Genomic DNA, 21,654 nt, shown 5'->3' on the forward strand with positions numbered 1-21,654 from the left:
AATACATTCAAATGTTGAAACTAGAAAAATTCGATCTACCTACAGAAGGCGAACAAATCACGATTAAAGAAGGAAAACTACAAGTTCCGAATCATCCAATCATTCCTTTTATCGAGGGTGACGGCACAGGCCGTGATATTTGGAAAGCTTCCAAGCGCGTACTTGATGCAGCAGTATCTAAAGCTTATGGTGGCACTAAGCAAATCGCTTGGTACGAAGTATTTGCTGGCGAAAAAGCTTTCAATACATATGGTGAATGGTTGCCAAATGATACGTTGGAAGCAATCCGCGAATATTTTGTAGCTATTAAGGGACCACTTACTACTCCAATCGGAGGCGGTATTCGTTCATTGAATGTAGCTTTGCGTCAAGAATTGGATTTGTACGTATGTCTGCGTCCAGTTCGTTATTTCCAAGGTGTACCTTCTCCTGTTAAACGTCCTGAGCTGGTGGATATGGTTATTTTCCGTGAGAATACGGAGGATATCTATGCAGGGATTGAATATCAAGAAGGCTCTGCTGAAGTGAAGAAAGTCATTGAATTCCTGCAAAAAGAGATGGGAGTTAACAAAATCCGTTTCCCTGAAACTTCTGGTATTGGTATCAAACCGGTATCCTCCGAAGGTTCGAAGCGTTTGGTGCGCGCTGCAATTGAATATGCGATCAAGCACGGACGTAAGAGTGTAACGCTTGTTCACAAAGGAAATATCATGAAGTTCACTGAAGGTGCTTTCAAAAACTGGGGTTATGAAGTAGCTGAGCAAGAGTTCGGAGATAAGGTCTTCACTTGGAGTCAATATGATGTGATTAAGGAACGTGATGGCGAGGCTGCTGCTAATGCTGCTCAGAAGGATGCTGAAGCTGCTGGCAAAATCATTATCAAGGATGCAATTGCGGATATCGCGCTGCAACAAGTTCTGACTCGTCCAACTGATTTCGATGTTATTGCTACGTTGAACCTGAACGGGGATTACCTGTCCGACGCACTGGCTGCACAAATCGGCGGTATCGGCATCGCTCCTGGAGCGAATATTAACTACATTACTGGCCACGCCATCTTTGAGGCTACCCATGGTACAGCTCCTAAATATGCAGACAAAGACGTTGTGAATCCTGGTTCGGTCATTCTGTCCGGCGTAATGCTCTTGGAGCACTTGGGCTGGCAGGAAGCAGCGGACCTGATTTATAAAGGTATGGAAACTGCTATTAACAATAAGACCGTGACTTATGACTTTGCTCGTCTGATGGAAGGTGCAACTGAGCTGAAATGCTCCGCATTTGCAGACGAAATTATTAACCACCTATAGGTTAGATTAGCCAGATAACATTAGCCTTACCTTTATCATTTCTAGGAGGCGAATCTGTGGCGATCAAGCGTTATAAAATTACAGTGGTAGGCGCCGGTTTTACCGGCGCTACTACAGCTCTTATGTTAGCTCAAAAGGAACTTGGGGACGTTGTGCTGCTCGATATTCCACAAATGGAAAACCCAACCAAGGGTAAGGCGCTTGACATGCAAGAAGCAGGTCCTGTGCAGAGATTCGACAGTCATATTATAGGGACCTCAAGTTATGAAGATGCTGTAGATTCTGATATTGTAATTATCACTGCTGGGATTGCCCGTAAACCTGGGATGAGCCGCGACGATCTTGTGAATATCAATGCAGGGATTGTGAAGTCGGTATGCGAGAACGTAAGGAAAGTTGCTCCAGAATCTATCGTAATCATTTTGAGTAATCCGGTAGATGCGATGACTTATGCTGCATTTGAAGCACTAGGCTTTCCGAAGAATCGCGTAATCGGACAATCTGGCGTGCTGGATACAGCCCGTTACTGCACATTTATTGCACAAGAGCTGAATGTATCTGTTGAAGATGTACGTGGTTTCGTAATCGGCGGACACGGCAATGATATGGTACCGCTCGTACGTTATTCTAGTGTCGGAGGTATTCCAATCGATACATTGATTCCTGCGGATCGTATTGAGGAGATTGTGAAGCGTACACGTGTGGGTGGCGGGGAAATCGTTGACCTTTTAGGAAATGGTAGTGCGTATTATGCTCCTGCAGCCTCTTTAGTTCAGATGACGGAAGCGATCTTGAAGGATAAGAAACGGATCATTCCGGTTATTGCCTTGCTTGAAGGCGAATATGGTTATGACAATCTGTTTCTGGGCGTTCCAGCTCTTCTTGGTGCGAATGGGATTGAGAAGGTCTTTGAACTGGAGCTTACGGCTGAGGAGAAAGCGGCTTTAGATAAGTCTGCAGAGTCCGTACGCAGCGTAACAGCTATATTATCTGTGTAGGTTGTGTCAGATGTAAGGGGAGAGTCCTGAAAGTCGTGAATGGCTTAAGGGCTCTTTCTTTTTTATATCCACAACTTCAAGGAATCGACACCTATAGTAGCTTTTCTTATTCTATTATTATGGGTATAATTAAATGTAACTATTATCACAGTTAAATTGGAGGAGATATGATATGGATTGGAACGTTTTGTTTTTCTTACATATGATCGGGACACTGGCACTCGGATTTTACCTTGTACTGCCTTTCATCATCGGCCGTGCTGAAAAATTGTCGCCTGCAGCAAAAGAAGGTACGTTAAGTGCAGTTACTGGATTTAACCGCTTTGCACAGTACGGTTTGGTGATTCAACTACTTACAGGTGGTTACATGATGACCAAGGGTGATTATTCTGTAGCATGGATGATCATTATCGTTGTATTGTTGCTAGCTATGTTTGCGCTTGGTGGTATTATGAGCAAGCCTCTGCGTCTTGCTGCTGCTGGAATTCGTGAGAACCGTGATGTTAAAGCAGAAACAGGCAAATTGCGTACGCTTAGTGCACTGCTGTCCGTGTCATTGCTGCTGATGGTATTCTTCATGGTATTTAACGACATTATTTAATCTGTAACACTATGAACCTGCTTCCGTAAAGGAGAGCGGGTTTTTTGGTGTGTTGAGGATATCACAGTAGTTATTTCTTAGAGAAAAAAACGTTTTCAATTACATACTGATAGAGTAATATAAAATACGTTTAGTGATTGGGTTAAAATTACAATTATTTTATTATCTGAGGGATTACGGGGGAGTTTGGATGGGTCTGAAGTTAAGAAGGATTGTGAGTGTAAGCTTGGCTCTCAGTTTAGTATTTAGTTCGTTGGGTTTCGTATCCGCAGCAGCAGATAGCTCGGTTAAAGACTATGAGGGTCACTGGGCGCAGAAGCAGATCGAAAGCTGGTTAGAGAAGGGCTGGTTAAAGGGATTTGAAGATGGATTGGTTAAGCCCAATCAAAGTATTTCGCGAGCTGAATTTGTTGCCCTTGTGAATCGTTTCTTCGAGATCACAAAGAGTCAACCAGTGAAATTTAATGATTTGCCTGCAACCGGCTGGGTGTATGAGGAATTCTCCAAGGCTGCTTCACAAGGATACATAAACGGATATGGAGATAAGGTTCGTCCGAATGATCCCGTTACCCGCCAGGAGGCTGCTGTAATTATCAGTAAGCTACTGAAATTAGAAGAGCCTCAAAATCTCTCAGTGCTAGATCAATTCAAAGATCGTGACCAGATTGCATCGTGGAGTGAGAAAAAGATAGCTGGAATGATTAATAGTGGAAGTATGAACGGTTATCCTAACGGAAATTTTGCACCAACGCAGGCTATGACCCGAGCCGAGGCTGTAGCCATATTGGAATCCTTGGATAGCCCAATGGGCGGTGGATTTCGTATCACCAATTCTGGAGTTTTTGGCAGCAAGGACCCTGCTCATCTAACGGGATATGAGAGTGTAACAGTGAGTACATATGGGGTTAACCTTCAGAATACTGTTATATACGGGGACTTGCTTTTGGATGAAGGCATTGGTGATGGTGAGGTCTCTCTAGATAATGTAACTGTAAAAGGAAAAGTTATAGTTATAGTTAAAGGTGGAGGAGCAGATTCTATCCACTTTAAGAATTCTACCTTGGAGCAAGTAGTTGTTCAGAAAAAGGTCGGTATTGTTCGTCTCGTTACGGATGGAACTACTCGAATTAATTATTTATCTATAAAGTCTGGCATCATTCTTCAATTAGGAAAAGGTACTACTGTAAGTAAGGTTATTCTGGATGCACTCACAAAGGTAACTGGACAGGGCCAGCTTTTGTCTGTGACGGTGAATGACGGGGCCAAAGGGTCATCTTTTGAGAGAAAGCCTGATCTGTTAGAAGGATCTCAGAAAGATTCCATCTCTATGCCTACTCCTACGGCAACACCTTAAGGGGTAGCTGCTCCTGGCGGCTCAAGCGGCGGTGGAGGCGGTACTAGTGGTGGAGAAACGCCAACACCAACACCAACACCAACACCAACACCAGTGGTGAATGTTCCCGAAGTGAACGGGATAACTCTAGTAAAAGATGCCGTATATAGATACACAAATGCTGCTACCATAACTGTTAGTATGCTTGGATTGTCGCCAACAATTTTTAGGGAAACTGATCACGCAGAGTATTATTTTTCTGTAATTCCTGAAGAAGCCTTGGATTTGGAAAAAGAACGTGAGAGCTTTCCGACTGATTATCGGGTTACTTTCCCAATCTATCCAGGTCATGTAAAGGATTATATGACGATAATTTTATTCAATAAGAATGGTGCACCCATTGGGTATAAGACAATAAAACTAGATCTTCATGCGAAATATACTACACTTGATATGTCTACGATAACTAAATATAGTGAGGGTGTAAATATTACAGGAGTGAGCAATTCGAAATACATTAGAAATAGCATCTCGATAACTAGTGCATTTGTTCAGCAACATCCCGAAGTGAAATACTATACTACAACCCCAAATACAGCATTCTATCTTATTTTGGATCCTACTAAGGATTTTACTGTGGAGCATATTTCGTCTACGGTAGCGTATCTTAATGAGGTTTCTAATAGTTATAGCGCTGATGAGCTATCGTATGAAAGTTATGATTACGATGACTCGCCATTTTATACACAACCAAATTTTGAAGAGGAATATATGGTTATTCTATATGATTCGGAGTTAAAGGTGGTAGGATACTATCAGGGCAAGACCAACTTAACTGATCAACAGAAAGCAAATAATGTAGCTTTCAAAATTGGCCAGCTTCCTACTGTAGATCTGTTAGCTTTGAGTGATGAGGCAGCTGTTAATTGGGTGTATGACCGATATATGAAACTAACCGACGATCAAAAGAAACTGGTTGCGGTAGATACTGTACCTAAAATTATTGAACTTAAAGAAAAATTGCTTTTGTTGAAACAAAGCTGATTTTCGTTAAACAAAAAGGATTGTTCCAATAGCCATCTAGGGCTTAGGGGACAGTCCTTTTTTCGTCCCCAAAAACTACACGTTGTTTGATTCAACTTGCAGTGTGGTAAGTAACTTTTCATACAGCAATTTGAAAAAAATGATTAAGCCAGCGTATAAACGTATACGCTTGAGCCATCCTAAGACGATCAGTTAACTATCCATCACTTAACGAGAGGAGCTAGGGATTATGTCAGACAATAAGCAAGCTACGAAAACCTTACCCCCGCAAGAACAGCATCAACAACCAGGGATTGAGAGCGAAATGAGGCCGTTGCCGAAATTTGAACCGGCCAATTATAAGGCGGCAGGTAAATTGCAGGGCAAGGCGGCACTTATTACCGGAGGAGACAGCGGGATTGGACGGGCAGTAGCTGTTCTTTTTGCAAAAGAAGGCGCAGATGTAGTCATTTCATACCTGAATGAACACTCTGATGCAGAGGAAACGAAACGTCAGGTGGAGCAGGAAGGCCGCAAATGCATTCTGATTCCCGGAGATATTGGTGTGGAAACTTTCTGTAAAGATCTCATTAAACAGACTGTAGAGGGTCTCGGGAAACTGGATATTCTCATCAATAACGCGGCGGAGCAACATCCACAAGCTAAGATCGAGGATATTACGTCCGAGCAGCTAGAGCGTACCTTCCGTACGAACATTTTTGCGATGTTTTATTTGACCAAAGCGGCAATGTCTCATCTAAAAGCAGGATCTGCTATCATTAATACGACTTCGATTACTGCTTATCGTGGTAGTCCACAATTACTGGACTATTCGTCAACAAAAGGAGCTATTCTGAGCTTCACGCGTTCCTTATCTACGAATTTGGCAGAGAAAGGCATTCGGGTAAATGGCGTTGCACCGGGCCCAATTTGGACACCGCTTATTCCATCTACTTTTGATGCGAAGCAGGTTAGTGAGTTCGGCGGTACGCAGCCTATGAAGCGGCCGGGACAACCGGAGGAACTGGCTCCAGCTTATGTGTATCTAGCCTCCGACGATTCGAGTTATGTGACCGGACAGGTTATCCATGTAAATGGTGGCGAGGTCGTAAACGGGTAAATGCTCAGCTAACCAAACCTAGATACTTATATAAAAAGCTCTAATTCAGGCTTAGACGAATTAGAGCTTTTTGTATTGATCTTTGGATTTAGTTTCCAGCAGACAGCTCATCGAGTGACATTTCAAAGCTCGGAGCCATATGAGTGAGGAAATAATCTACTTCCTGTAAGCCGAGTCCGCGTAGCTTCGCACCTGTTTGCTCTTTCGCCGCTGCGAATTCACGGTTGCCCGCAGCAACCTCCCACACACACTTAAGGTAAGCATCAAGTCGATCGGCTGCCTTAACGTAGCTGTGCAGCAGAACGTCCTCCGAATCGGGAGAACTGTCCTCCGGCTGTATGAGCTGCGTGTAAATGCCCTGAAGCTCGGGAGGAATCATACCGGTCAAGCGTTCCGCAGCAATTCTTTCCATTTCGCGGAAGCTGGTAAGTAGCCGGGGATTATTGTATTTCACTGGTGTGGCAATGTCACCGGTGAACACCTCGCTGGCATCATGGAACAGGGCCATAGTTGCTGCTCTTTCGGCGTTTAATGAACGTCCATAATGAATATTACCAATGGAACAGAGCATATGTGTGAGCAGAGCGACATGGAAAGAATGCTCAGCAACATTCTCAGGTGCGGTGCTGCGCATTAGGCTCCAGCGCTGAATATATTGAAGCCGATATAAATAGGCGGAAAAATGGTAGTTCAATTTTAAAGTAACCCCTTTCATGAGCTGCTAGGTATGATATTATTATACTAATTGTATCAGACTTTTGATAATCTGGATCTGCTGAGAGGAGCTTGAATGAATATGCAGCATTTTGAAGACAGCATTTATAATCTAATTGTAGAAACGTCCACGAATTTGCCGGGTGATGTACGCCGGGCGGTCGCCAAGGGGCGCGCACTAGAGGACAGAGCTACCCGGTCAGGTCTTGCGTTAACTACGATTGCTCAAAATATCGGAATGGCTGAGCAGCAAGTATCACCGATCTGTCAGGATACGGGAATGCCTACATTTATCATTCACACACCTGTGGGAATCAATCAGATTGAGATGAAAAAAGATATTCATAACGCCATTGTACGGGCGACCAAGAATGGTAAGCTTCGTCCCAATTCTGTAGATTCATTAACAGGTGAGAACAGCGGAGATAATTTGGGAGCAGGTACACCAGTCATTCATTTTGAACAATGGGAAGAGGAAAAAATAGATATCAGACTGATTCTGAAGGGTGGCGGCTGCGAGAATAAGAATATTCAATACAGCCTTCCAGCAGAATTAGAAGGATTGGGCAAGGCAGGTCGTGATCTGGACGGAATCCGTAAATGTATTTTACATGCTGTTTATCAGGCACAAGGGCAAGGCTGTAGTGCTGGTTTTATTGGTGTTGGTATCGGCGGCGACCGTACAACTGGCTATGAGCTGGCTAAGAAGCAGCTGTTCCGCAAAGTGGAGGATGTTAATCCAATAGAGGATCTCAGCAAACTGGAAGACTACATCATGGAGAATGCCAATAAGCTGGGCATTGGAACGATGGGCTTTGGTGGGGAAGTCTCGCTGCTTGGTTGTAAGGTCGGTGTTATGAATCGTTTACCAGCCAGCTTTTTCGTATCTGTTGCCTACAACTGTTGGGCGTTCCGTCGCCAAGGTGTGCTGGTTGATCCGTTAACGGGCAATATAGAGGACTGGCTGTACGAGAGTGGTACCGGGATTTCGGTTGATGATGAACGGGACCAAGCGTCGGAAACAGAAGCTACAAATGCAGCTGAAAACAACAATGCAGCTACTGGATCTCGCGAAGTCCGCCTGACTACACCGATTAGTGAAGAGGATATCCGTAGTTTGCGAGTTGGGGATGTTGTTATTTTATCCGGCGAAATGCATACGGGCCGCGACGCACTGCATAAATATCTAATGGATCATGAGGCTCCAGTGGATTTAAACGGTGCAGTTATCTATCACTGTGGTCCTGTAATGATGAAGGACGAGGAAGGCTGGCATGTTAAAGCGGCAGGCCCGACTACTAGTATCCGTGAAGAGCCTTATCAAGGCGATATTATTAAAAAGTTTGGTATTCGTGCCGTCATCGGAAAAGGTGGAATGGGTCCGAAAACGTTAAAAGCCCTTCAAGAGCACGGTGGTGTATACCTCAATGCAATTGGTGGAGCTGCGCAGTATTATGCGGAATGCATCAAGAAGGTAAATGCTGTTGATTTTATGGAATTTGGCATTCCTGAAGCAATGTGGCATTTGGATGTGGATGGTTTCGCTGCTATTGTAACGATGGATGCCCACGGCAACAGTCTGCACGCAGATGTAGAGAAAGATTCCGCAGCAAAATTAACCCAGTTCAAAGAGCCCGTGTTTAAATAAGTCGGGTACAGCCCGGTGAATTAGTCATAAAGTGGGAACTTCCGCTGCTATGGCTTTTTCTCCGGTTTTATCAAAAATATAAGAATTTATATGTTCCACGCTATAATTTATCCTTATATTCCTCGTATAATCACTTAGCGTCCATATAGATAGGGACGTTGAAGGTGTTTATGCTTGTCTAAAGGAGGTTTACGAATGGTATCACATTATATTAGAAATGGTCTTCTTAACGTTACTCCGTATTTCATCGTGGCTGGTGCAGATCAATTGATTGATTTTGTTGTGAACTGCTTTGATGCAAGAATTAATGATATGCTTCGCAATGATGAAGGCAAGATTAGACATGCAGAACTTAGAATAGGAGATTCGATCATCGAGGTTTCCGAAGCTAATGAGAAATATTTACCAGTACAACTCGCAATTCATCTATATGTAAGAAATGTGGATGAGACCTTTCGTAAGTGCTTGGATGCCGGGGCATCCATCATTGAAGAACCACTGGATAAGCCTTATGGAGAAAGAGGAGCGGGTATTAGAGATACTCAGGGTAATCAGTGGTTTCTTGCAACCTGTATAGAATGAAATCACGATATTTTACAAAAGTAATACAAAGTAACAGTCCAGAGATAATCAACTTGGGCTGTTATTTTTATATAATCTATTATAGTAGGGATTTATGTCACGAAAATAGTAGCACTGGTTTTTTGATGAAAATGAAGTTAGGATAAAAGATACAATGAAAAAGGGAGAGGCACACTTCAGATGAAACCGTTTCGCGCTCGTCTTACGTTTATACTTATGGCCTTAATCGGTATTTCCATGATTGGCACTGGATTTACGATGGCTCATCTGTTTAAGAGCTCCCATATAGCTGCTCTCGAAGAGAACATGTCCCGGGAAATAAATCTACTCGCAGGTACATTGGAATTTGTAGATATGGACGCCTCCAATTCCATTCCGTATTACACGGAGCAGGCAGAGCATATCGCCAAGCTTCTGGATTCCCGGATTACTTTTATCAGTAAGTCAGGTGAAGTTTTAGGGGATTCAGAGAAAAATCCTCTGGAGATGGACAATCACGCCAATCGTGAAGAGGAGATTGTTGCAGCTAAAGAGGGGACTGGGCGAGCCATTCGTTACAGCGAAACTTTAGATCGCAAGATGTTATATGTAGCAGAGCGGGTGACCTCAGATCATGGTTTTGACGGTTACATTCGGGTCTCGATGGGTCTGGATGCAGTAACGGAAGGGCTTAATCGTGCTTGGATGATTATGGCTGGGGGGTTAGTTATTTTGTTCCTGGCAGCAACTATTGTTAGTTACAAAGTGGCATCGAGCATGACTTCACCGCTTGAACAAATCACGAGAGTCGCGCGGCGTATTACAGATCTTGATTATGATGCAAGAGTTCATTTGAAGCGTAAAGATGAGGTCGGTCAACTGGCAACAGCGATAAATGCCATGGCTGACAGTCTTCAAGCTCAGCTTAAGACCATCCGTGATAATGAGGATCTGCTGCAAAGCGTACTGGACAATATGACTGGCGGCATCATAATGATCAATGCGGACGAAGAAATTGCCCTGCTGAACCGAGCTTCAGAGCGGATGCTGGATGTTAGCAATAGTGAAATGGCGGGTCATTCGTACAAGGAGCTAAAGCGTCATTATGAGCTAACGCGTCTACTTGAAGAAGGAGTATCGAGTAAAGAACCGCTCCATGAAGAACGAAGTATTTACAATCCGAGAGAGCGAATTGTACGCATGGATGCGGTACCTATGATCCAGGATGGAACGTATAGAGGAATGCTCTTCCTTCTGCAGGAAGTTACAGAAATTCGTCGCCTGGAGCGGATGCGAAGTGAGTTTGTCGCTAACGTATCCCATGAATTGAAGACGCCGGTTGCTGCTGTTAAAGGATTTGCCGAGACTTTGCTGGGTGGTGGGGTTAAGGATGAGAAGACAGCCCGTTCCTTCTTGCAAATTATTTATGATGAGAACGAACGCTTAAACCGATTGATTGGAGATATTCTGGAATTATCTAAAATCGAATCTAAACGTGTGCAGCTCGATTGCTCACCAGTTCATATCATTGAGTTCTTTGATTCCGTGCTGGGAACCATTAGCAAGGTGGCTGAGAAGAAAAGTATTAGCCTTAACGTAGAAGTTCCTGAGGAGCTGTTCATTGAGGCCGACGAGGATAAACTGCGTCAAATCTTTATGAATTTGCTCTCCAATGCGATTAATTACACGCATGAAGGGGGTAGCGTAAAAGTCTATGTTAAGAATATACTGAAGCCAGATGGTTCTGAAAATGTACAATTTACTGTTACTGATACAGGGATGGGAATTCCCAAAAAGGATTTGCCGCGTATTTTTGAACGTTTTTATCGAGTGGATAAAGCAAGATCCAGAAGCTCCGGTGGAACGGGGCTGGGACTGTCTATTGTAAAGCACTTGGTAGATCTGCACCATGGTGTGATTTCGGTTAAAAGTGATCTGGGGATCGGAAGCACATTTATTATTGAGTTGCCGCTTTTGCAGGAAGAAAAGGCGGATTAGATTTTTGTAAATTCACCTTATCGATTTTACACCAAGTTAACATTCTGGTGATATGATTGTTTTGTTGTTGTTTTGTAAAAATCAAACTATATGGAAGACGGGGGAACCTATGGCTCAACGATTGCTTGTCATTGAAGACGAACCGACACTGGCCCGGCTGCTGTCCTATAACTTAACGCAGGAAGGTTACGAGGTAACAGTAGAGGATCATGGTACGGCAGGATATGATCGTGCGACGAGGGAACCTTTTGACTTGATCGTATTGGATCTGATGTTGCCAGGTATGAATGGCATTGACATCCTTGATAAATTGCGTGGACAAGGTATCCGTACACCTATTATTGTATTGACCGCTAAAAATGCGGAAGAAGATGTAGTTAGAGGGCTGAAATCAGGTGCTGATGATTATATCACCAAACCATTCGGCGTTTCCGAACTACTCGCAAGAGTAAGTGCTGTACTTCGGCGGATTTCAGGTCTTGCTGAGGAAGCACCAACAGAAACACCTATCTCTGCTTCTACCATTATTTTAGGTCAATTGGAGATTTACCCTGAGAGATATGAAGTCTCCCTCGGTGGGCATAGTATTAACTTGCGGCCTAAAGAGTTCGAAGTGCTGTTATATTTGGCGCGTAAGCCAGGGGTTGTATTAACGAGAGATGATCTCATGAACGCTGTATGGGGCTTTGATTATATTGGTGGACAGCGTACGGTTGATGTACATGTCAGTTCACTCCGTAAAAAGCTTGAGCTGGATCCAGAATCGGTTCATATCGATTCGATTCGAGGCGTAGGTTATAAATTAGTGGTTAACAAAAAGAGAGCTCCGGTCATTTAGAGTGACTGGAGTTCTATTTTTTCTATACTTTTCATAAATAAGAAATGCCTGGAGTACTAGTTGGCTTCTGGGGAAATACTGTGATGTGGATCCATTCCTCTCACTGATTTTACATTGCGTTAACATTTCTCTCCAACTGTATTTACACTAAAAGCTTATCATGGAGATCGAAGATGATGAGAAGGAGACGTAAACACTAATGAAATCCATCATTGACATAGAGAATCTTGATCTCTACTATGAGTCGTTCCACGCACTGAAGAATGTGAATCTGCAAATCCCGGAGAAACAGGTTACCGCTTTTATTGGACCTTCCGGTTGCGGGAAATCCACGTTGCTTCGCACATTGAATCGTATGAATGATATGATTCCTGGCACACGTATAGAAGGAACTGTAAACATCGGTGGCAAAAATATTTATAGTGATGAGGTAGAGGTGGAAAGCCTGCGTAAGCAGGTCGGTATGGTGTTTCAACAGCCGAATCCTTTTCCTAAGTCGATTTACGACAATGTAGCCTACGGTCCCCGTCTGCATGGCATCCGTTCCAAAAGTGAACTGGATGAGATCGTAGAAAAAAGCTTGCGTCACTCCGCCCTATGGGAGGAAGTGAAAGATTTTCTGAAGAAATCTGCCCTTAGCTTGTCTGGTGGACAGCAGCAGCGGCTTTGTATTGCTAGAGCGTTAGCGGTACAGCCTGATATTCTGCTAATGGATGAGGCAACCTCTGCGCTTGATCCTGTATCCACTCTCAAGATAGAAGAGCTTGTTCAGGAACTAAGAAGTGAGTATACCATTGTTATGGTAACTCATAACATGCATCAGGCCGCACGTGTATCCGGTCGAACCGTGTTTTTCTTAAATGGTGTAATTGTAGAGGCGGCGGACACAGAGGTGCTTTTCTCGACCCCTAAAGATTCCCGCACTGAAGATTATATTTCCGGACGTTTCGGCTGATCAGTTGTAAAAGGGTGTTCGTCCCTGGAAATGGCAAGCTGACCATACGTTAATGAGGAGGATCGCTCTTATTATGATTCGCAGAAAAGAATTTGATAAAGACTTGGAAGAGCTGCGCAGTCTGCTGCAGCAAATGGGTGAGCATGTTAAGGATGCTCTTGAAGGTGCAATTAATGCTTTACAAAATCTAGATACAACGCTCGCACAGGAAGTCGTTGAAGCGGATTTACAGCTGAATGCCATGGAAGATAAAATCATGGAAATTGGCTCACGCTTAATTATTACGCAGCAGCCCGTAGCTAAGGATTTGCGCCGCATTATCGTTGCTTTCAAAATATCAAGCGATTTGGAACGCATGGGTGATCTGGCGATTGATGTAGCTAAGGCGACCATGCGTCTTCAAGGCCAACAACTAATTAAGCCGCTTGTAGACATTCCTCGAATGGCTGAAATCGTGACGATTATGATTGATGAGGCTATCCAGTCTTACTTGGATGAGAACACTGATCTGGCTTATAAAATGGCACAGGATGATGATCAGGTCGATCAATTGTATGGTGCGATGATTAATGAGTTGTATTCTTATATGGTAACAAAGCCTGAGACCGTATCCCAAGCTATGTTATTGACGCTGGTAGGCCGTTATATTGAACGGATTGGCGATCACGCTACTAACATTGGTGAAAGCGTAGTTTACCTGGTTACCGGTAGTCGTCCAGATTTGAACGAATAGGGTTTTGCAAAAGATGTTCGGTGGCTGGTAATTACAGAGAGTGTTTGGACTTTCGGCCGCTGTTGTCTCCAGATTTATTTTATTTTAACCACCTTCAGTGGTGTAAATCCAGAGACAAAGGCGGGCGCTCTGCTCCTACAGTTCCAAACCTCTCCTCCATTACTTGCACTTTCACATCTTTTGTTTATTTTTAGGTAAATTGAGTAGCCGTCCTTATATTAGGACGGCTACTTGTTGTATAGCCGTTTCTACTTGGACAGGCCATATGTTAAGATGTAAGAAGTAAGCATGAAAAAGGCGAGGTGCACTATGGACAAGTTGATACTTATAGATGGAAATAATATTATTTACCGCGCATTCTTCGCGATGCCTCCGCTAACGAATACAGCAGGGCAACAGACGAACGCGGTGTACGGTTTCACAACGATGCTGCTCCGTTTAATTGAAGAACATAAGCCGACACATATGATTGTTGCCTTCGATGCAGGGAAAGTCACATTTCGGCATGAAGGTTATGAAGACTATAAAGGCGGTCGGCAAAAGACACCTCCCGAGCTCTCCGAGCAGTTTCCACTGCTGAAAGATTTGCTCAGAAATCTGGGTGTGCCGCAGTTTGAAATTGGTAATTATGAGGCCGATGATATTATTGGAACCATTTCTCGCCAAGCAGATGAATCAGGCCGGCAGGTTATGATCGTGTCGGGAGACAAGGATATGCTTCAATTGGCTTCCGAACATACGACTGTTGCGTTGATCCGCAAAGGAGTTACTGAGGTCGAGCTTTATGGACCAGAACAAATTCGTGAGAAGTATGACCTAACACCAGAGCAGATCATCGACCTTAAGGGACTGATGGGTGATGCGAGTGATAACATTCCGGGCGTTCCGGGTGTTGGTGAGAAAACAGCGCTCAAACTGTTGCATCAATTCGGATCGGTTGAAGGTGTATTAGCAGGAACCGGTGAGCTTAAAGGTAAAATGAAAGAAAAGCTGGAAGCTCACGCGGAAGACGCTGTCATGAGTAAGAAATTGGCAACCATCTATCGTGAAGTGCCTCTTGAGCATTCGTGGGAAGATATGATCTTTAACGGGATTTCTGCGGATACAGCAGGACCCGCACTCGCAAAATTAGAATTCAAATCACTTCTGGAAAGGTTGTCACTTAGTGCCTATGCTCCAATAGCTGATGGAGAAGAGGGTGCAGCAGAAGTAGAAGCTGCTACACTTGATATTTCGCTCGTGAGTGAAGATGAACTTGAGGCGCTAAGTGAAGCGCTCCCTAGTATTTCGGCACTGCATGTGGAATCCAATGGGGATAATCCGCATCGTGCCGAGGTGATCGGGGTAGGGCTATCTACTCTGGAGCGGCATTATTATGTGCCGTTTGAATTACTGCAGAAACCAGCGGCTGCGAAGCTGCGCGACTGGTTAGGAGATGAGAAGGCTCCGAAGAGCGGATATGATCTTCACCGTGCTGATTTGGCACTGCATTGGCAGGGGATTGCTTTTGCAGGTGCAGCCCATGATGTGCAGCTGGCGGCTTATTTGCTGGATCCGACGGAAGCAAATCAGAACCTAAACGATCTCGCTACGAAATACGGCTTACCAAGATTGTCACCTGATGAAGATGTATTTGGTAAAGGTGCCAAATATAAGATTCCTGAGCTTGAAATCTTAGGGAATCACGTCGCACGTAAGAGTGCTGCGGTACTTGGCATCGCCCAGAAACAACAGCAGGAATTGATCGAAACGGCGATGACCGGACTGTTCGAGGATCTGGAAATGCCATTATCACGTATTCTTGCGGATATGGAGAAACAGGGGATTGCAGTCAATGAAGGAGATCTTAAAGAGTTAGGAAAAGAATTCGAAGCTCAGATTTCCAGGCTAGTCACCGAAATTTATGAGATTTGTGGCACAGAGTTTAATTTGAATTCACCAAAACAATTAGGCGAGATCTTATTTGTAAAACTGGGTCTTCCTGTCGTTAAGAAGACGAAGACCGGATATTCAACAGACGCAGAGGTGCTGGAGAAGCTAGCACCGTATCACGATGTGGTACGTTTGATTCTACAATATCGCACGATTGCCAAATTGCAATCCACCTATGTAGAGGGGCTTCTCAAGGAAATTTCCCCGAAAACAGGGAAGGTGCATACTTTCTATCGGCAGACGATTGCTGCGACAGGACGGCTTAGCAGCCAATTTCCGAACCTGCAGAACATTCCAATCCGCTTAGAAGAAGGACGTAAAATCCGTAAAGTGTTTGTTCCATCCGAACCGGGCTGGTCCATTCTGGCGGCAGACTATTCGCAGATTGAACTACGGGTACTTGCGCACATCTCCGGTGATGAGCGGATGAAGGAAGCTTTTCTCCATGATATGGATATCCACACGAAGACAGCGATGGATGTATTTGGAGTTACTGCCGATCAGGTTGATAGCAATATGCGTCGTGCTGCTAAAGCCGTTAACTTTGGTATCGTGTACGGAATCAGTGATTATGGTCTTTCGCAGAACTTGAATATTCCTCGGAAAGAAGCCGCTCAATTTATTGAGCAGTATTTCGAGGTATACCAAGGCGTACGTCGATATATGGACGATATCGTAGTTGATGCAAGGAAACATGGTTATGTAACCACACTGCTGGAGCGCCGTCGTTACTTGCCTGAGATTAATGCGAAGAATTTTAATCTACGTTCTTTTGCGGAACGGACAGCAATGAATACGCCTATACAAGGAACTGCCGCTGATATTATTAAGCTGGCGATGGTGCATATGGACAAGGCGCTATTTGAGCGTGGGCTAAAGAGCCGTATGTTGCTTCAGGTGCACGATGAACTTGTATTCGAGGTGCCAGAGGATGAAATGGAGCTCATGAAGACGCTTTTGCCTGAAGTAATGGGTGGAGCATTGCAGTTATCTGTGCCGCTTAAAGCAGAGGTAAGTTTTGGCAGCAACTGGTACGAAGCGAAATAGGCTCCCTTTAAGGTGTGCATATCAGCTATAATGTAGTTGAGGTGAAGACATCATGCCGGAATTACCGGAAGTAGAGACAGTCAAGAGAACACTGAATGATTTAGTTAATGGAAAGCAGATAGAGAGTGTAACCGTCCGGCTGGCCCGGATTATTCAGCGGCCGGATGATATTCAGGCTTTTGCCAACCTGCTCGCAGGTCATAGCATTGTTAAAGTTGAACGAAGAGGGAAATTTTTGCGCATCGTGTTAGACGGTCTGGTGCTGGTATCTCATTTACGGATGGAGGGCCGTTACGGACTCTTTTCGAATGAAGATCCACTGGACAAGCATACGCATGTGATATTCCATTTTACCGATGGCACTGAGCTGCGTTACACGGATGTTCGTCAGTTTGGTACAATGCATCTTTTTCAGATTGGTGAAGACCTTCAGCTTCCTCCTCTAAATAAGCTAGGACAGGAGCCGCTGGAGCCATCCTTTACACCGGAGAGGTTTAAGCAGATTGTATCAGGCAAAAGCACAAAAATTAAATCACTGCTGCTGAATCAGGAATATATCGTCGGCATAGGTAATATTTATGTAGATGAGTCGTTGCACCGTGCAGGGATTCATCCGGAAGTCGGCGCTAAAGATCTCTCGGATGATCAACTGAATCAGCTGCACCATGCTATTGTCAGCACTCTGGCAGAAGCGGTAAACGCTGGCGGTTCGTCTGTAAAATCATATGTGAATGGTCAAGGTGAGAGCGGCACTTATCAGCAACAGCTGTTGATTTACGGCCGTAAAGATCAGCCGTGTAACCACTGTGGAACGATGATTGAGAAAACCGTTGTAGGTGGACGCGGTACGCATTATTGTCCAAGCTGTCAGCGTAAGGCAGATAACTGAAGAAGTAATTAGGTTGGCACCCACTATTTGTCCCGCCCATATACTGTGTGAAGAATGCTTAATAGAGAACGGAAGCTGAATGAAGTGTATTCTTCAGTGTTCCGGTTCTTCACAGGAGGGATTGCGGGTGCTCAGCCCATTTTTTTCATTAATATTACTAGCTTTTGCTTTGAGTTTGGATGGTTTTGGCGTTGGTATTACATATGGACTGCGTAAAATGAAAATACCATTGCTCTCCATTCTGATTATCTCGCTTTGTTCGGGGGTAGTTATCTGTGTATCTATGCAAGTGGGTGTTCTGCTTGCCAAGGTAGTGTCTCCACATGCAGCTTCTGAGGTTGGCGCTGTTATACTCGTGCTAATGGGGTGTTGGTCGCTCGTCCAGATGCTAATGCAGAAAGAGAAGGAACAGACAGGTGAGCGTAAAGTAGATAGTGAAGAAAATGTGCTATCCACAGAAGCTCGGGCAGAAGTAGCTGTTGATACTGAAGATGTTGTAGAACAGGTTGCCATGGCTCCTGAGCAGGTAAAGTCGGCTGTCTTTTCCCTTGAGCTACGACGGTTGGGGATTGTTGTTCAGATCTTACGTACTCCGTCTTCTGCAGATATGGATGATTCCGGAAGTATTTCTTCGATGGAGGCTATGCTGCTCGGGATTGCCCTCTCTCTAGATGCTTTTGGAGCTGGACTTGGCGCAGCATTGCTGGGATTCAATCCGATATGGACATCACTTACAATTGCTCTGTTTAGTGGTACATTTCTATTGCTGGGCATGAAGACAGGATTAAGATTCGCCGGGAACTACTGGATGAAGCATGCTGCTGCACTACCCGCGTTATTATTAATTACAATGGGAATACTGAAGCTATTATGAGGTGAGTACATGATTATTGGCTTAACCGGAGGCATTGCATCTGGAAAAAGCACGGTGTCCGCACTGTTTGTGAGCAAGGGAGCGAGGCTGGTTGACGCGGATGTGATCGCCAGAGAAGTTATGCTCCCCGGTCATGAGGTGCTGGCTGCGGCTGTGAAACAATTCGGAAGCGAGATCCTCTCTCCGGATGGCACACTGAATAGGGGCAAGCTGGGGGATATTGTATTTCAAGACCCGGCGGCCCTGCAAGCCCTGAACAATCTGACGCATCCTGCAATCCGGCGGGAGATTAAAGAACGTATGAACAGCATGGAGGAAGAAGATCCAAAGAAGTTAACAATTGTGGATATCCCTCTTCTTTTCGAATCAGGCCTCGAGAACATGTTCCATGAAATACTTGTGGTCTACGTGCCTCGTGAAGTGCAAATCGCTCGATTAATGGAACGTAACGGACTTTCTTTAGAACAAGCAGAAGCGCGCTTAAATGCACAGATGGATATTGAAGCGAAGCGTAACAAAGCGGACTATATCATTGACAACAGTGGCGAACTTGCGCACACTGAGCAACAGGTTGCTGTTCTTTGGGACAGGCTGGGCTTATCATGAAATGGTTACGTAAAAAAAGAGTCCTTCTTCTGTTATTCATTGGTTTTACTGCAATATTGTTTCTGAGTACGAACTGGATGTCCTGGTTTTATCCGATTCATTATAAAGATGAGATCCGTAAGCACAGCATTACGTACGATATAGACCCGTTTCTAGTGGCTTCGATTATCCGCGTGGAAACGAACTTCAAAACTGGACGAGAATCCAAAAAAGGTGCTATAGGTTTAATGCAGCTTATGCCGGATACCGCCAAATGGGCCCTTGAAAAGGCCAAGCTTCCTGATGCATCTATGGAGGAGCTAAAGCATGAACCATCAGCAAATATTGAACTAGGTACCTGGTATCTTTCAACATTATCCCGTCAATTCGAAGGTAAACGTACAGCGATTATCGCTGCATATAATGCCGGACCGGGTAAAGTTCAAAAATGGCTGGATGAGGGGATCTGGGATGGAACGGATGCCACGATTAAGGATATTCCTTTTGGTGAAACCCGGCATTATGTACAGCGCGTCAACTATTACTATGATCAGTACACGGATATTTACAATGAATTCTAAAACCGTGTTATGAATAAAAAGAAGCATTAAACGACCTGTGAGTCGTTTAATACTTCTTTCAGTAAGCTTATGTGGACAGGTTATTTGAATTGACCTGCCAATTGTTGTTCTGCCAGGGTTACAAGACGTTTAGTGATGTAACCACCGATCGAACCATTTTCATAAGAAGTTTTATTGCCATTGTAACCATCTGGGGAAAGCGTGATTCCGAGTTCTTGGGCAACTTCATATTTAAGTTGTTCCAAAGCACCGCGGGAATTTGGAGCTACAAGGTTATTGGAGCTGTTGTTTGGGCTCATTGCTGTTCACCTCCTCTGTTGGTAACTGTATTATGTGCCGTACTTGCCATAATCATTACAATAAAAAAACGGTGATTTCTGGAAAAAATAAAATAATCCTTTAAAAGCCGGATGTTTAACATACCGGGACAAAAAACACTATGTAATAGGAAGTGATGAAGCTTATGAAATGCCCTTACTGCGATCACACCAATACTAAAGTGCTCGACTCGCGACCAGCGAATGAGAATAAGTCAATTCGCCGCAGGCGTGAATGTGAGCGTTGCAGCAAACGGTTTACAACCTTTGAAATGATCGAGGAAACACCGTTAATCGTGATCAAAAAAGACGGCAGCCGCGAGGAATTCAGCCGTGATAAGATTCTGCGTGGTTTAATCCGTGCTTGCGAGAAACGCCCCGTCTCTGTAGAACGTCTAGAGAAGATCGTCTCTGAGGTGGAAAAATCCCTCCGCGGCATCGCCGTAGCTGAGGTAGAGAGCCAACAGATCGGTGAATTGGTTATGGAACAGCTCTATCCAGTAGATGAAGTCGCCTACGTTCGCTTTGCGTCCGTATACCGCCAGTTCAAGGACATTAACATGTTTATGAAGGAACTGAAGGGTCTGCTATCTAAGAGCACTGGGGATCTGGACAGATTGTAGGGTTGTGGCTAGTCTAATTACTAAAAAAAGTGTTGACAGCGAAGGCGATTTTTTATATTATATAGGAGTCGCCTATGGCGCTTGATTTTGTCAGAATGACTTGAATACACCAAACTAAATTTTAGAATGTGTGATTACATACATCTGAAAATTACGTTTGGGGCCATAGCTCAGCTGGGAGAGCGCATCGCTGGCAGCGATGAGGTCAGGGGTTCGATCCCCCTTGGCTCCACCAAACTTCATATGGACTCTTAGCTCAGTTGGTAGAGCAGTAGACTCTTAATCTATTTGTCCAGGGTTCGAGCCCCTGAGAGTCCATCCTAAAGAAACGGCAGAAATGCCGTTTTTTTTGTTGTTCAGGAAGCGGAGTGACTTTTTATTTGGTTTTGATCGTGGTATAGTTTGGGTAGATAAATCGTACAATGCAAAGAGAGCCGTGCGGAAACACGGCTCCCAGTGCAATAGCCGCTTTTAAGGGCAGCGGCTTTCAGGTTTTACGGGCAGAAATAGACCGCATCCTTTGGACTAGGGCGGTCTATTTCTTTTTGAGGTAATTTAGCAAAGCAATAATGAACATGCCGAACATGAACATCAGTGACAACGCTTGATAAACCTCCATGGCCTCACCTCCCTTCGGGGAGATTAGCCGACCGCCCTTGCAAGCCGTTCTATTGCTCGATTAGTATAGCATATTATGGCAATATAGTAAGCACGGATGTTCTGTTTTTGATTTGATTGATTCCGCAAAACCTCATATTATTGTATTGATGTCTCCAATTAAAGACAATCCAAATCTAAAGAAACAGGCAAGATGCTGTTTCTTTTTTTGTTTCCATTTATTAATTTTTTTATATGAGACGGATTGTAATATGAAGTGCGACAGCTGCTAAGAGAATAAAAAAATAGCCCATGACTGATTCGTGTAGAATGAAGTTACCACACCACCCCTACATAAGGAGAATCAGAACATGAACTAC

General features: G+C 44.2%; 22 protein-coding genes and 2 tRNA genes. 20 read left to right on the forward strand and 4 right to left on the reverse strand.

The features are described from left to right. The first annotated feature begins 11 nt into the window (after positions 1–11). The 4 genes from icd to L1028_RS27050 all read left to right on the forward strand — a co-directional run bounded on the left by icd (position 12) and on the right by L1028_RS27050 (position 4,260). Positions 12–1,307 (forward strand): NADP-dependent isocitrate dehydrogenase, encoded by a 1,296-nt coding sequence (gene icd, locus L1028_RS27035; RefSeq protein ID WP_094874018.1) that lies wholly within the window; start codon positions 12–14, stop codon positions 1,305–1,307. 56 nt (positions 1,308–1,363) lie between these two features. Then, complete coding sequence (gene mdh, locus L1028_RS27040) at positions 1,364–2,305, forward strand: malate dehydrogenase (protein WP_234541045.1); 942 nt, start codon at positions 1,364–1,366, stop codon at positions 2,303–2,305. Between the two features lie 172 nt (positions 2,306–2,477). Beyond that, positions 2,478–2,906: a hypothetical protein gene (locus L1028_RS27045; RefSeq protein ID WP_042125989.1), complete on the forward strand. Its 429-nt coding sequence runs from the start codon at positions 2,478–2,480 to the stop codon at positions 2,904–2,906. A gap of 190 nt (positions 2,907–3,096) precedes the next feature. After that, entirely contained in the window at positions 3,097–4,260 is a 1,164-nt protein-coding gene (locus L1028_RS27050; protein ID WP_234541046.1) for an S-layer homology domain-containing protein, read from the forward strand. On the opposite strand, the gene L1028_RS27055 is transcribed toward L1028_RS27050, so the two are convergent. Next, positions 4,257–4,430, reverse strand: coding sequence for a hypothetical protein (locus L1028_RS27055; protein ID WP_234541047.1), 174 nt, complete (start codon positions 4,428–4,430; stop codon positions 4,257–4,259). The two genes, L1028_RS27050 and L1028_RS27055, sit on opposite strands and share 4 nt — an antisense overlap. 10 nt (positions 4,431–4,440) lie before the next feature. Between L1028_RS27055 and L1028_RS27060 the strand changes: the two genes are divergently transcribed. After that, on the forward strand, positions 4,441–5,283 hold the full coding sequence (locus L1028_RS27060; RefSeq protein WP_234541048.1) for a hypothetical protein: 843 nt from the start codon (positions 4,441–4,443) through the stop codon (positions 5,281–5,283). Positions 5,284–5,512: 229 nt separating this feature from the next. Continuing rightward, positions 5,513–6,382 (forward strand): SDR family oxidoreductase, encoded by an 870-nt coding sequence (locus tag L1028_RS27065; RefSeq protein WP_234541050.1) that lies wholly within the window; start codon positions 5,513–5,515, stop codon positions 6,380–6,382. Between the two features lie 88 nt (positions 6,383–6,470). Here the strand turns inward: L1028_RS27065 and yfbR are convergent, their stop codons facing one another. After that, complete coding sequence (gene yfbR, locus L1028_RS27070; protein WP_234541052.1) at positions 6,471–7,076, reverse strand: 5'-deoxynucleotidase; 606 nt, start codon at positions 7,074–7,076, stop codon at positions 6,471–6,473. 102 nt (positions 7,077–7,178) lie between these two features. Here yfbR and L1028_RS27075 point away from each other — a divergent pair, with 102 nt between their 5' ends. The 11 genes from L1028_RS27075 (at position 7,179) to L1028_RS27125 (ending at position 19,737) form a co-directional block, all read left to right on the forward strand. After that, positions 7,179–8,744 carry a fumarate hydratase gene (locus L1028_RS27075; protein WP_234541067.1) on the forward strand — a complete coding sequence of 522 codons (1,566 nt, stop codon included), beginning with the start codon at positions 7,179–7,181 and terminating at the stop codon, positions 8,742–8,744. Between the two features lie 195 nt (positions 8,745–8,939). Next, the gene (locus L1028_RS27080; protein ID WP_234541053.1) at positions 8,940–9,326 is read left to right on the forward strand and encodes a VOC family protein; all 387 of its coding nucleotides are present in this window, start codon (positions 8,940–8,942) and stop codon (positions 9,324–9,326) included. 180 nt (positions 9,327–9,506) lie between these two features. Beyond that, complete coding sequence (gene pnpS / locus L1028_RS27085; RefSeq protein WP_234541054.1) at positions 9,507–11,303, forward strand: two-component system histidine kinase PnpS; 1,797 nt, start codon at positions 9,507–9,509, stop codon at positions 11,301–11,303. A gap of 109 nt (positions 11,304–11,412) precedes the next feature. Continuing rightward, the gene (locus L1028_RS27090; protein WP_042125998.1) at positions 11,413–12,141 is read left to right on the forward strand and encodes a response regulator transcription factor; all 729 of its coding nucleotides are present in this window, start codon (positions 11,413–11,415) and stop codon (positions 12,139–12,141) included. Positions 12,142–12,340: 199 nt separating this feature from the next. Further along, positions 12,341–13,096, forward strand: coding sequence for a phosphate ABC transporter ATP-binding protein PstB (gene pstB, locus L1028_RS27095; protein WP_234541056.1), 756 nt, complete (start codon positions 12,341–12,343; stop codon positions 13,094–13,096). A gap of 73 nt (positions 13,097–13,169) precedes the next feature. Beyond that, positions 13,170–13,829: a phosphate signaling complex protein PhoU gene (gene phoU, locus L1028_RS27100; protein ID WP_042186547.1), complete on the forward strand. Its 660-nt coding sequence runs from the start codon at positions 13,170–13,172 to the stop codon at positions 13,827–13,829. A 309-nt stretch (positions 13,830–14,138) separates the two neighbouring features. Beyond that, on the forward strand, positions 14,139–16,808 hold the full coding sequence (gene polA / locus L1028_RS27105) for a DNA polymerase I (protein ID WP_234541057.1): 2,670 nt from the start codon (positions 14,139–14,141) through the stop codon (positions 16,806–16,808). A gap of 52 nt (positions 16,809–16,860) precedes the next feature. Beyond that, on the forward strand, positions 16,861–17,697 hold the full coding sequence (gene mutM / locus L1028_RS27110) for a DNA-formamidopyrimidine glycosylase (RefSeq protein ID WP_234541059.1): 837 nt from the start codon (positions 16,861–16,863) through the stop codon (positions 17,695–17,697). A gap of 127 nt (positions 17,698–17,824) precedes the next feature. Then, complete coding sequence (locus L1028_RS27115; RefSeq protein ID WP_234541061.1) at positions 17,825–18,571, forward strand: MntP/YtaF family protein; 747 nt, start codon at positions 17,825–17,827, stop codon at positions 18,569–18,571. A 9-nt stretch (positions 18,572–18,580) separates the two neighbouring features. Further along, entirely contained in the window at positions 18,581–19,177 is a 597-nt protein-coding gene (gene coaE, locus L1028_RS27120) for a dephospho-CoA kinase (RefSeq protein WP_234541063.1), read from the forward strand. Next, positions 19,174–19,737 carry a lytic transglycosylase domain-containing protein gene (locus L1028_RS27125; protein WP_234541064.1) on the forward strand — a complete coding sequence of 188 codons (564 nt, stop codon included), beginning with the start codon at positions 19,174–19,176 and terminating at the stop codon, positions 19,735–19,737. The genes coaE and L1028_RS27125 overlap by 4 nt, the downstream gene beginning before the upstream one ends. 80 nt (positions 19,738–19,817) lie before the next feature. Here L1028_RS27125 and L1028_RS27130 read toward each other — a convergent pair whose 3' ends face one another. Further along, entirely contained in the window at positions 19,818–20,036 is a 219-nt protein-coding gene (locus tag L1028_RS27130) for an alpha/beta-type small acid-soluble spore protein (protein ID WP_234541065.1), read from the reverse strand. A 164-nt stretch (positions 20,037–20,200) separates the two neighbouring features. Here L1028_RS27130 and nrdR point away from each other — a divergent pair, with 164 nt between their 5' ends. From nrdR to L1028_RS27145, 3 genes are all read left to right on the forward strand, one after another. Further along, positions 20,201–20,677 (forward strand): transcriptional regulator NrdR, encoded by a 477-nt coding sequence (gene nrdR / locus L1028_RS27135; RefSeq protein WP_042126015.1) that lies wholly within the window; start codon positions 20,201–20,203, stop codon positions 20,675–20,677. Positions 20,678–20,836: 159 nt separating this feature from the next. Continuing rightward, a tRNA-Ala gene (locus tag L1028_RS27140) sits at positions 20,837–20,912 on the forward strand. 10 nt (positions 20,913–20,922) lie between these two features. Beyond that, positions 20,923–20,995, forward strand: a tRNA-Lys gene (locus tag L1028_RS27145). 217 nt (positions 20,996–21,212) lie between these two features. On the opposite strand, the gene L1028_RS31395 is transcribed toward L1028_RS27145, so the two are convergent. Beyond that, positions 21,213–21,296: a putative holin-like toxin gene (locus tag L1028_RS31395; RefSeq protein ID WP_219214875.1), complete on the reverse strand. Its 84-nt coding sequence runs from the start codon at positions 21,294–21,296 to the stop codon at positions 21,213–21,215. Positions 21,297–21,654 lie beyond the last annotated feature (358 nt).

It is taken from the genome of Paenibacillus pseudetheri, assembly GCF_924513355.1.
Lineage (GTDB): Bacteria > Bacillota > Bacilli > Paenibacillales > Paenibacillaceae > Paenibacillus_AQ > Paenibacillus_AQ pseudetheri.

What these genes read in the sequence shown, in the direction of transcription:
- icd (WP_094874018.1), top strand. Translation starts at nt 12, where the DNA reads ATGTTGAAACTAGAAAAATTCGATCTACCTACAGAAGGCGAACAAATC.
- L1028_RS27045 (WP_042125989.1), top strand. Translation starts at nt 2,478, where the DNA reads ATGGATTGGAACGTTTTGTTTTTCTTACATATGATCGGGACACTGGCA.
- L1028_RS27050 (WP_234541046.1), top strand. Translation starts at nt 3,097, where the DNA reads ATGGGTCTGAAGTTAAGAAGGATTGTGAGTGTAAGCTTGGCTCTCAGT.
- L1028_RS27055 (WP_234541047.1), bottom strand. Translation starts at nt 4,430, where the DNA reads ATGGTAGCAGCATTTGTGTATCTATATACGGCATCTTTTACTAGAGTT.
- L1028_RS27060 (WP_234541048.1), top strand. Translation starts at nt 4,441, where the DNA reads ATGCTTGGATTGTCGCCAACAATTTTTAGGGAAACTGATCACGCAGAG.
- L1028_RS27065 (WP_234541050.1), top strand. Translation starts at nt 5,513, where the DNA reads ATGTCAGACAATAAGCAAGCTACGAAAACCTTACCCCCGCAAGAACAG.
- L1028_RS27075 (WP_234541067.1), top strand. Translation starts at nt 7,179, where the DNA reads ATGCAGCATTTTGAAGACAGCATTTATAATCTAATTGTAGAAACGTCC.
- L1028_RS27080 (WP_234541053.1), top strand. Translation starts at nt 8,940, where the DNA reads ATGGTATCACATTATATTAGAAATGGTCTTCTTAACGTTACTCCGTAT.
- pnpS (WP_234541054.1), top strand. Translation starts at nt 9,507, where the DNA reads ATGAAACCGTTTCGCGCTCGTCTTACGTTTATACTTATGGCCTTAATC.
- L1028_RS27090 (WP_042125998.1), top strand. Translation starts at nt 11,413, where the DNA reads ATGGCTCAACGATTGCTTGTCATTGAAGACGAACCGACACTGGCCCGG.
- pstB (WP_234541056.1), top strand. Translation starts at nt 12,341, where the DNA reads ATGAAATCCATCATTGACATAGAGAATCTTGATCTCTACTATGAGTCG.
- phoU (WP_042186547.1), top strand. Translation starts at nt 13,170, where the DNA reads ATGATTCGCAGAAAAGAATTTGATAAAGACTTGGAAGAGCTGCGCAGT.
- polA (WP_234541057.1), top strand. Translation starts at nt 14,139, where the DNA reads ATGGACAAGTTGATACTTATAGATGGAAATAATATTATTTACCGCGCA.
- mutM (WP_234541059.1), top strand. Translation starts at nt 16,861, where the DNA reads ATGCCGGAATTACCGGAAGTAGAGACAGTCAAGAGAACACTGAATGAT.
- coaE (WP_234541063.1), top strand. Translation starts at nt 18,581, where the DNA reads ATGATTATTGGCTTAACCGGAGGCATTGCATCTGGAAAAAGCACGGTG.
- L1028_RS27125 (WP_234541064.1), top strand. Translation starts at nt 19,174, where the DNA reads ATGAAATGGTTACGTAAAAAAAGAGTCCTTCTTCTGTTATTCATTGGT.
- L1028_RS27130 (WP_234541065.1), bottom strand. Translation starts at nt 20,036, where the DNA reads ATGAGCCCAAACAACAGCTCCAATAACCTTGTAGCTCCAAATTCCCGC.
- nrdR (WP_042126015.1), top strand. Translation starts at nt 20,201, where the DNA reads ATGAAATGCCCTTACTGCGATCACACCAATACTAAAGTGCTCGACTCG.
- L1028_RS31395 (WP_219214875.1), bottom strand. Translation starts at nt 21,296, where the DNA reads ATGGAGGTTTATCAAGCGTTGTCACTGATGTTCATGTTCGGCATGTTC.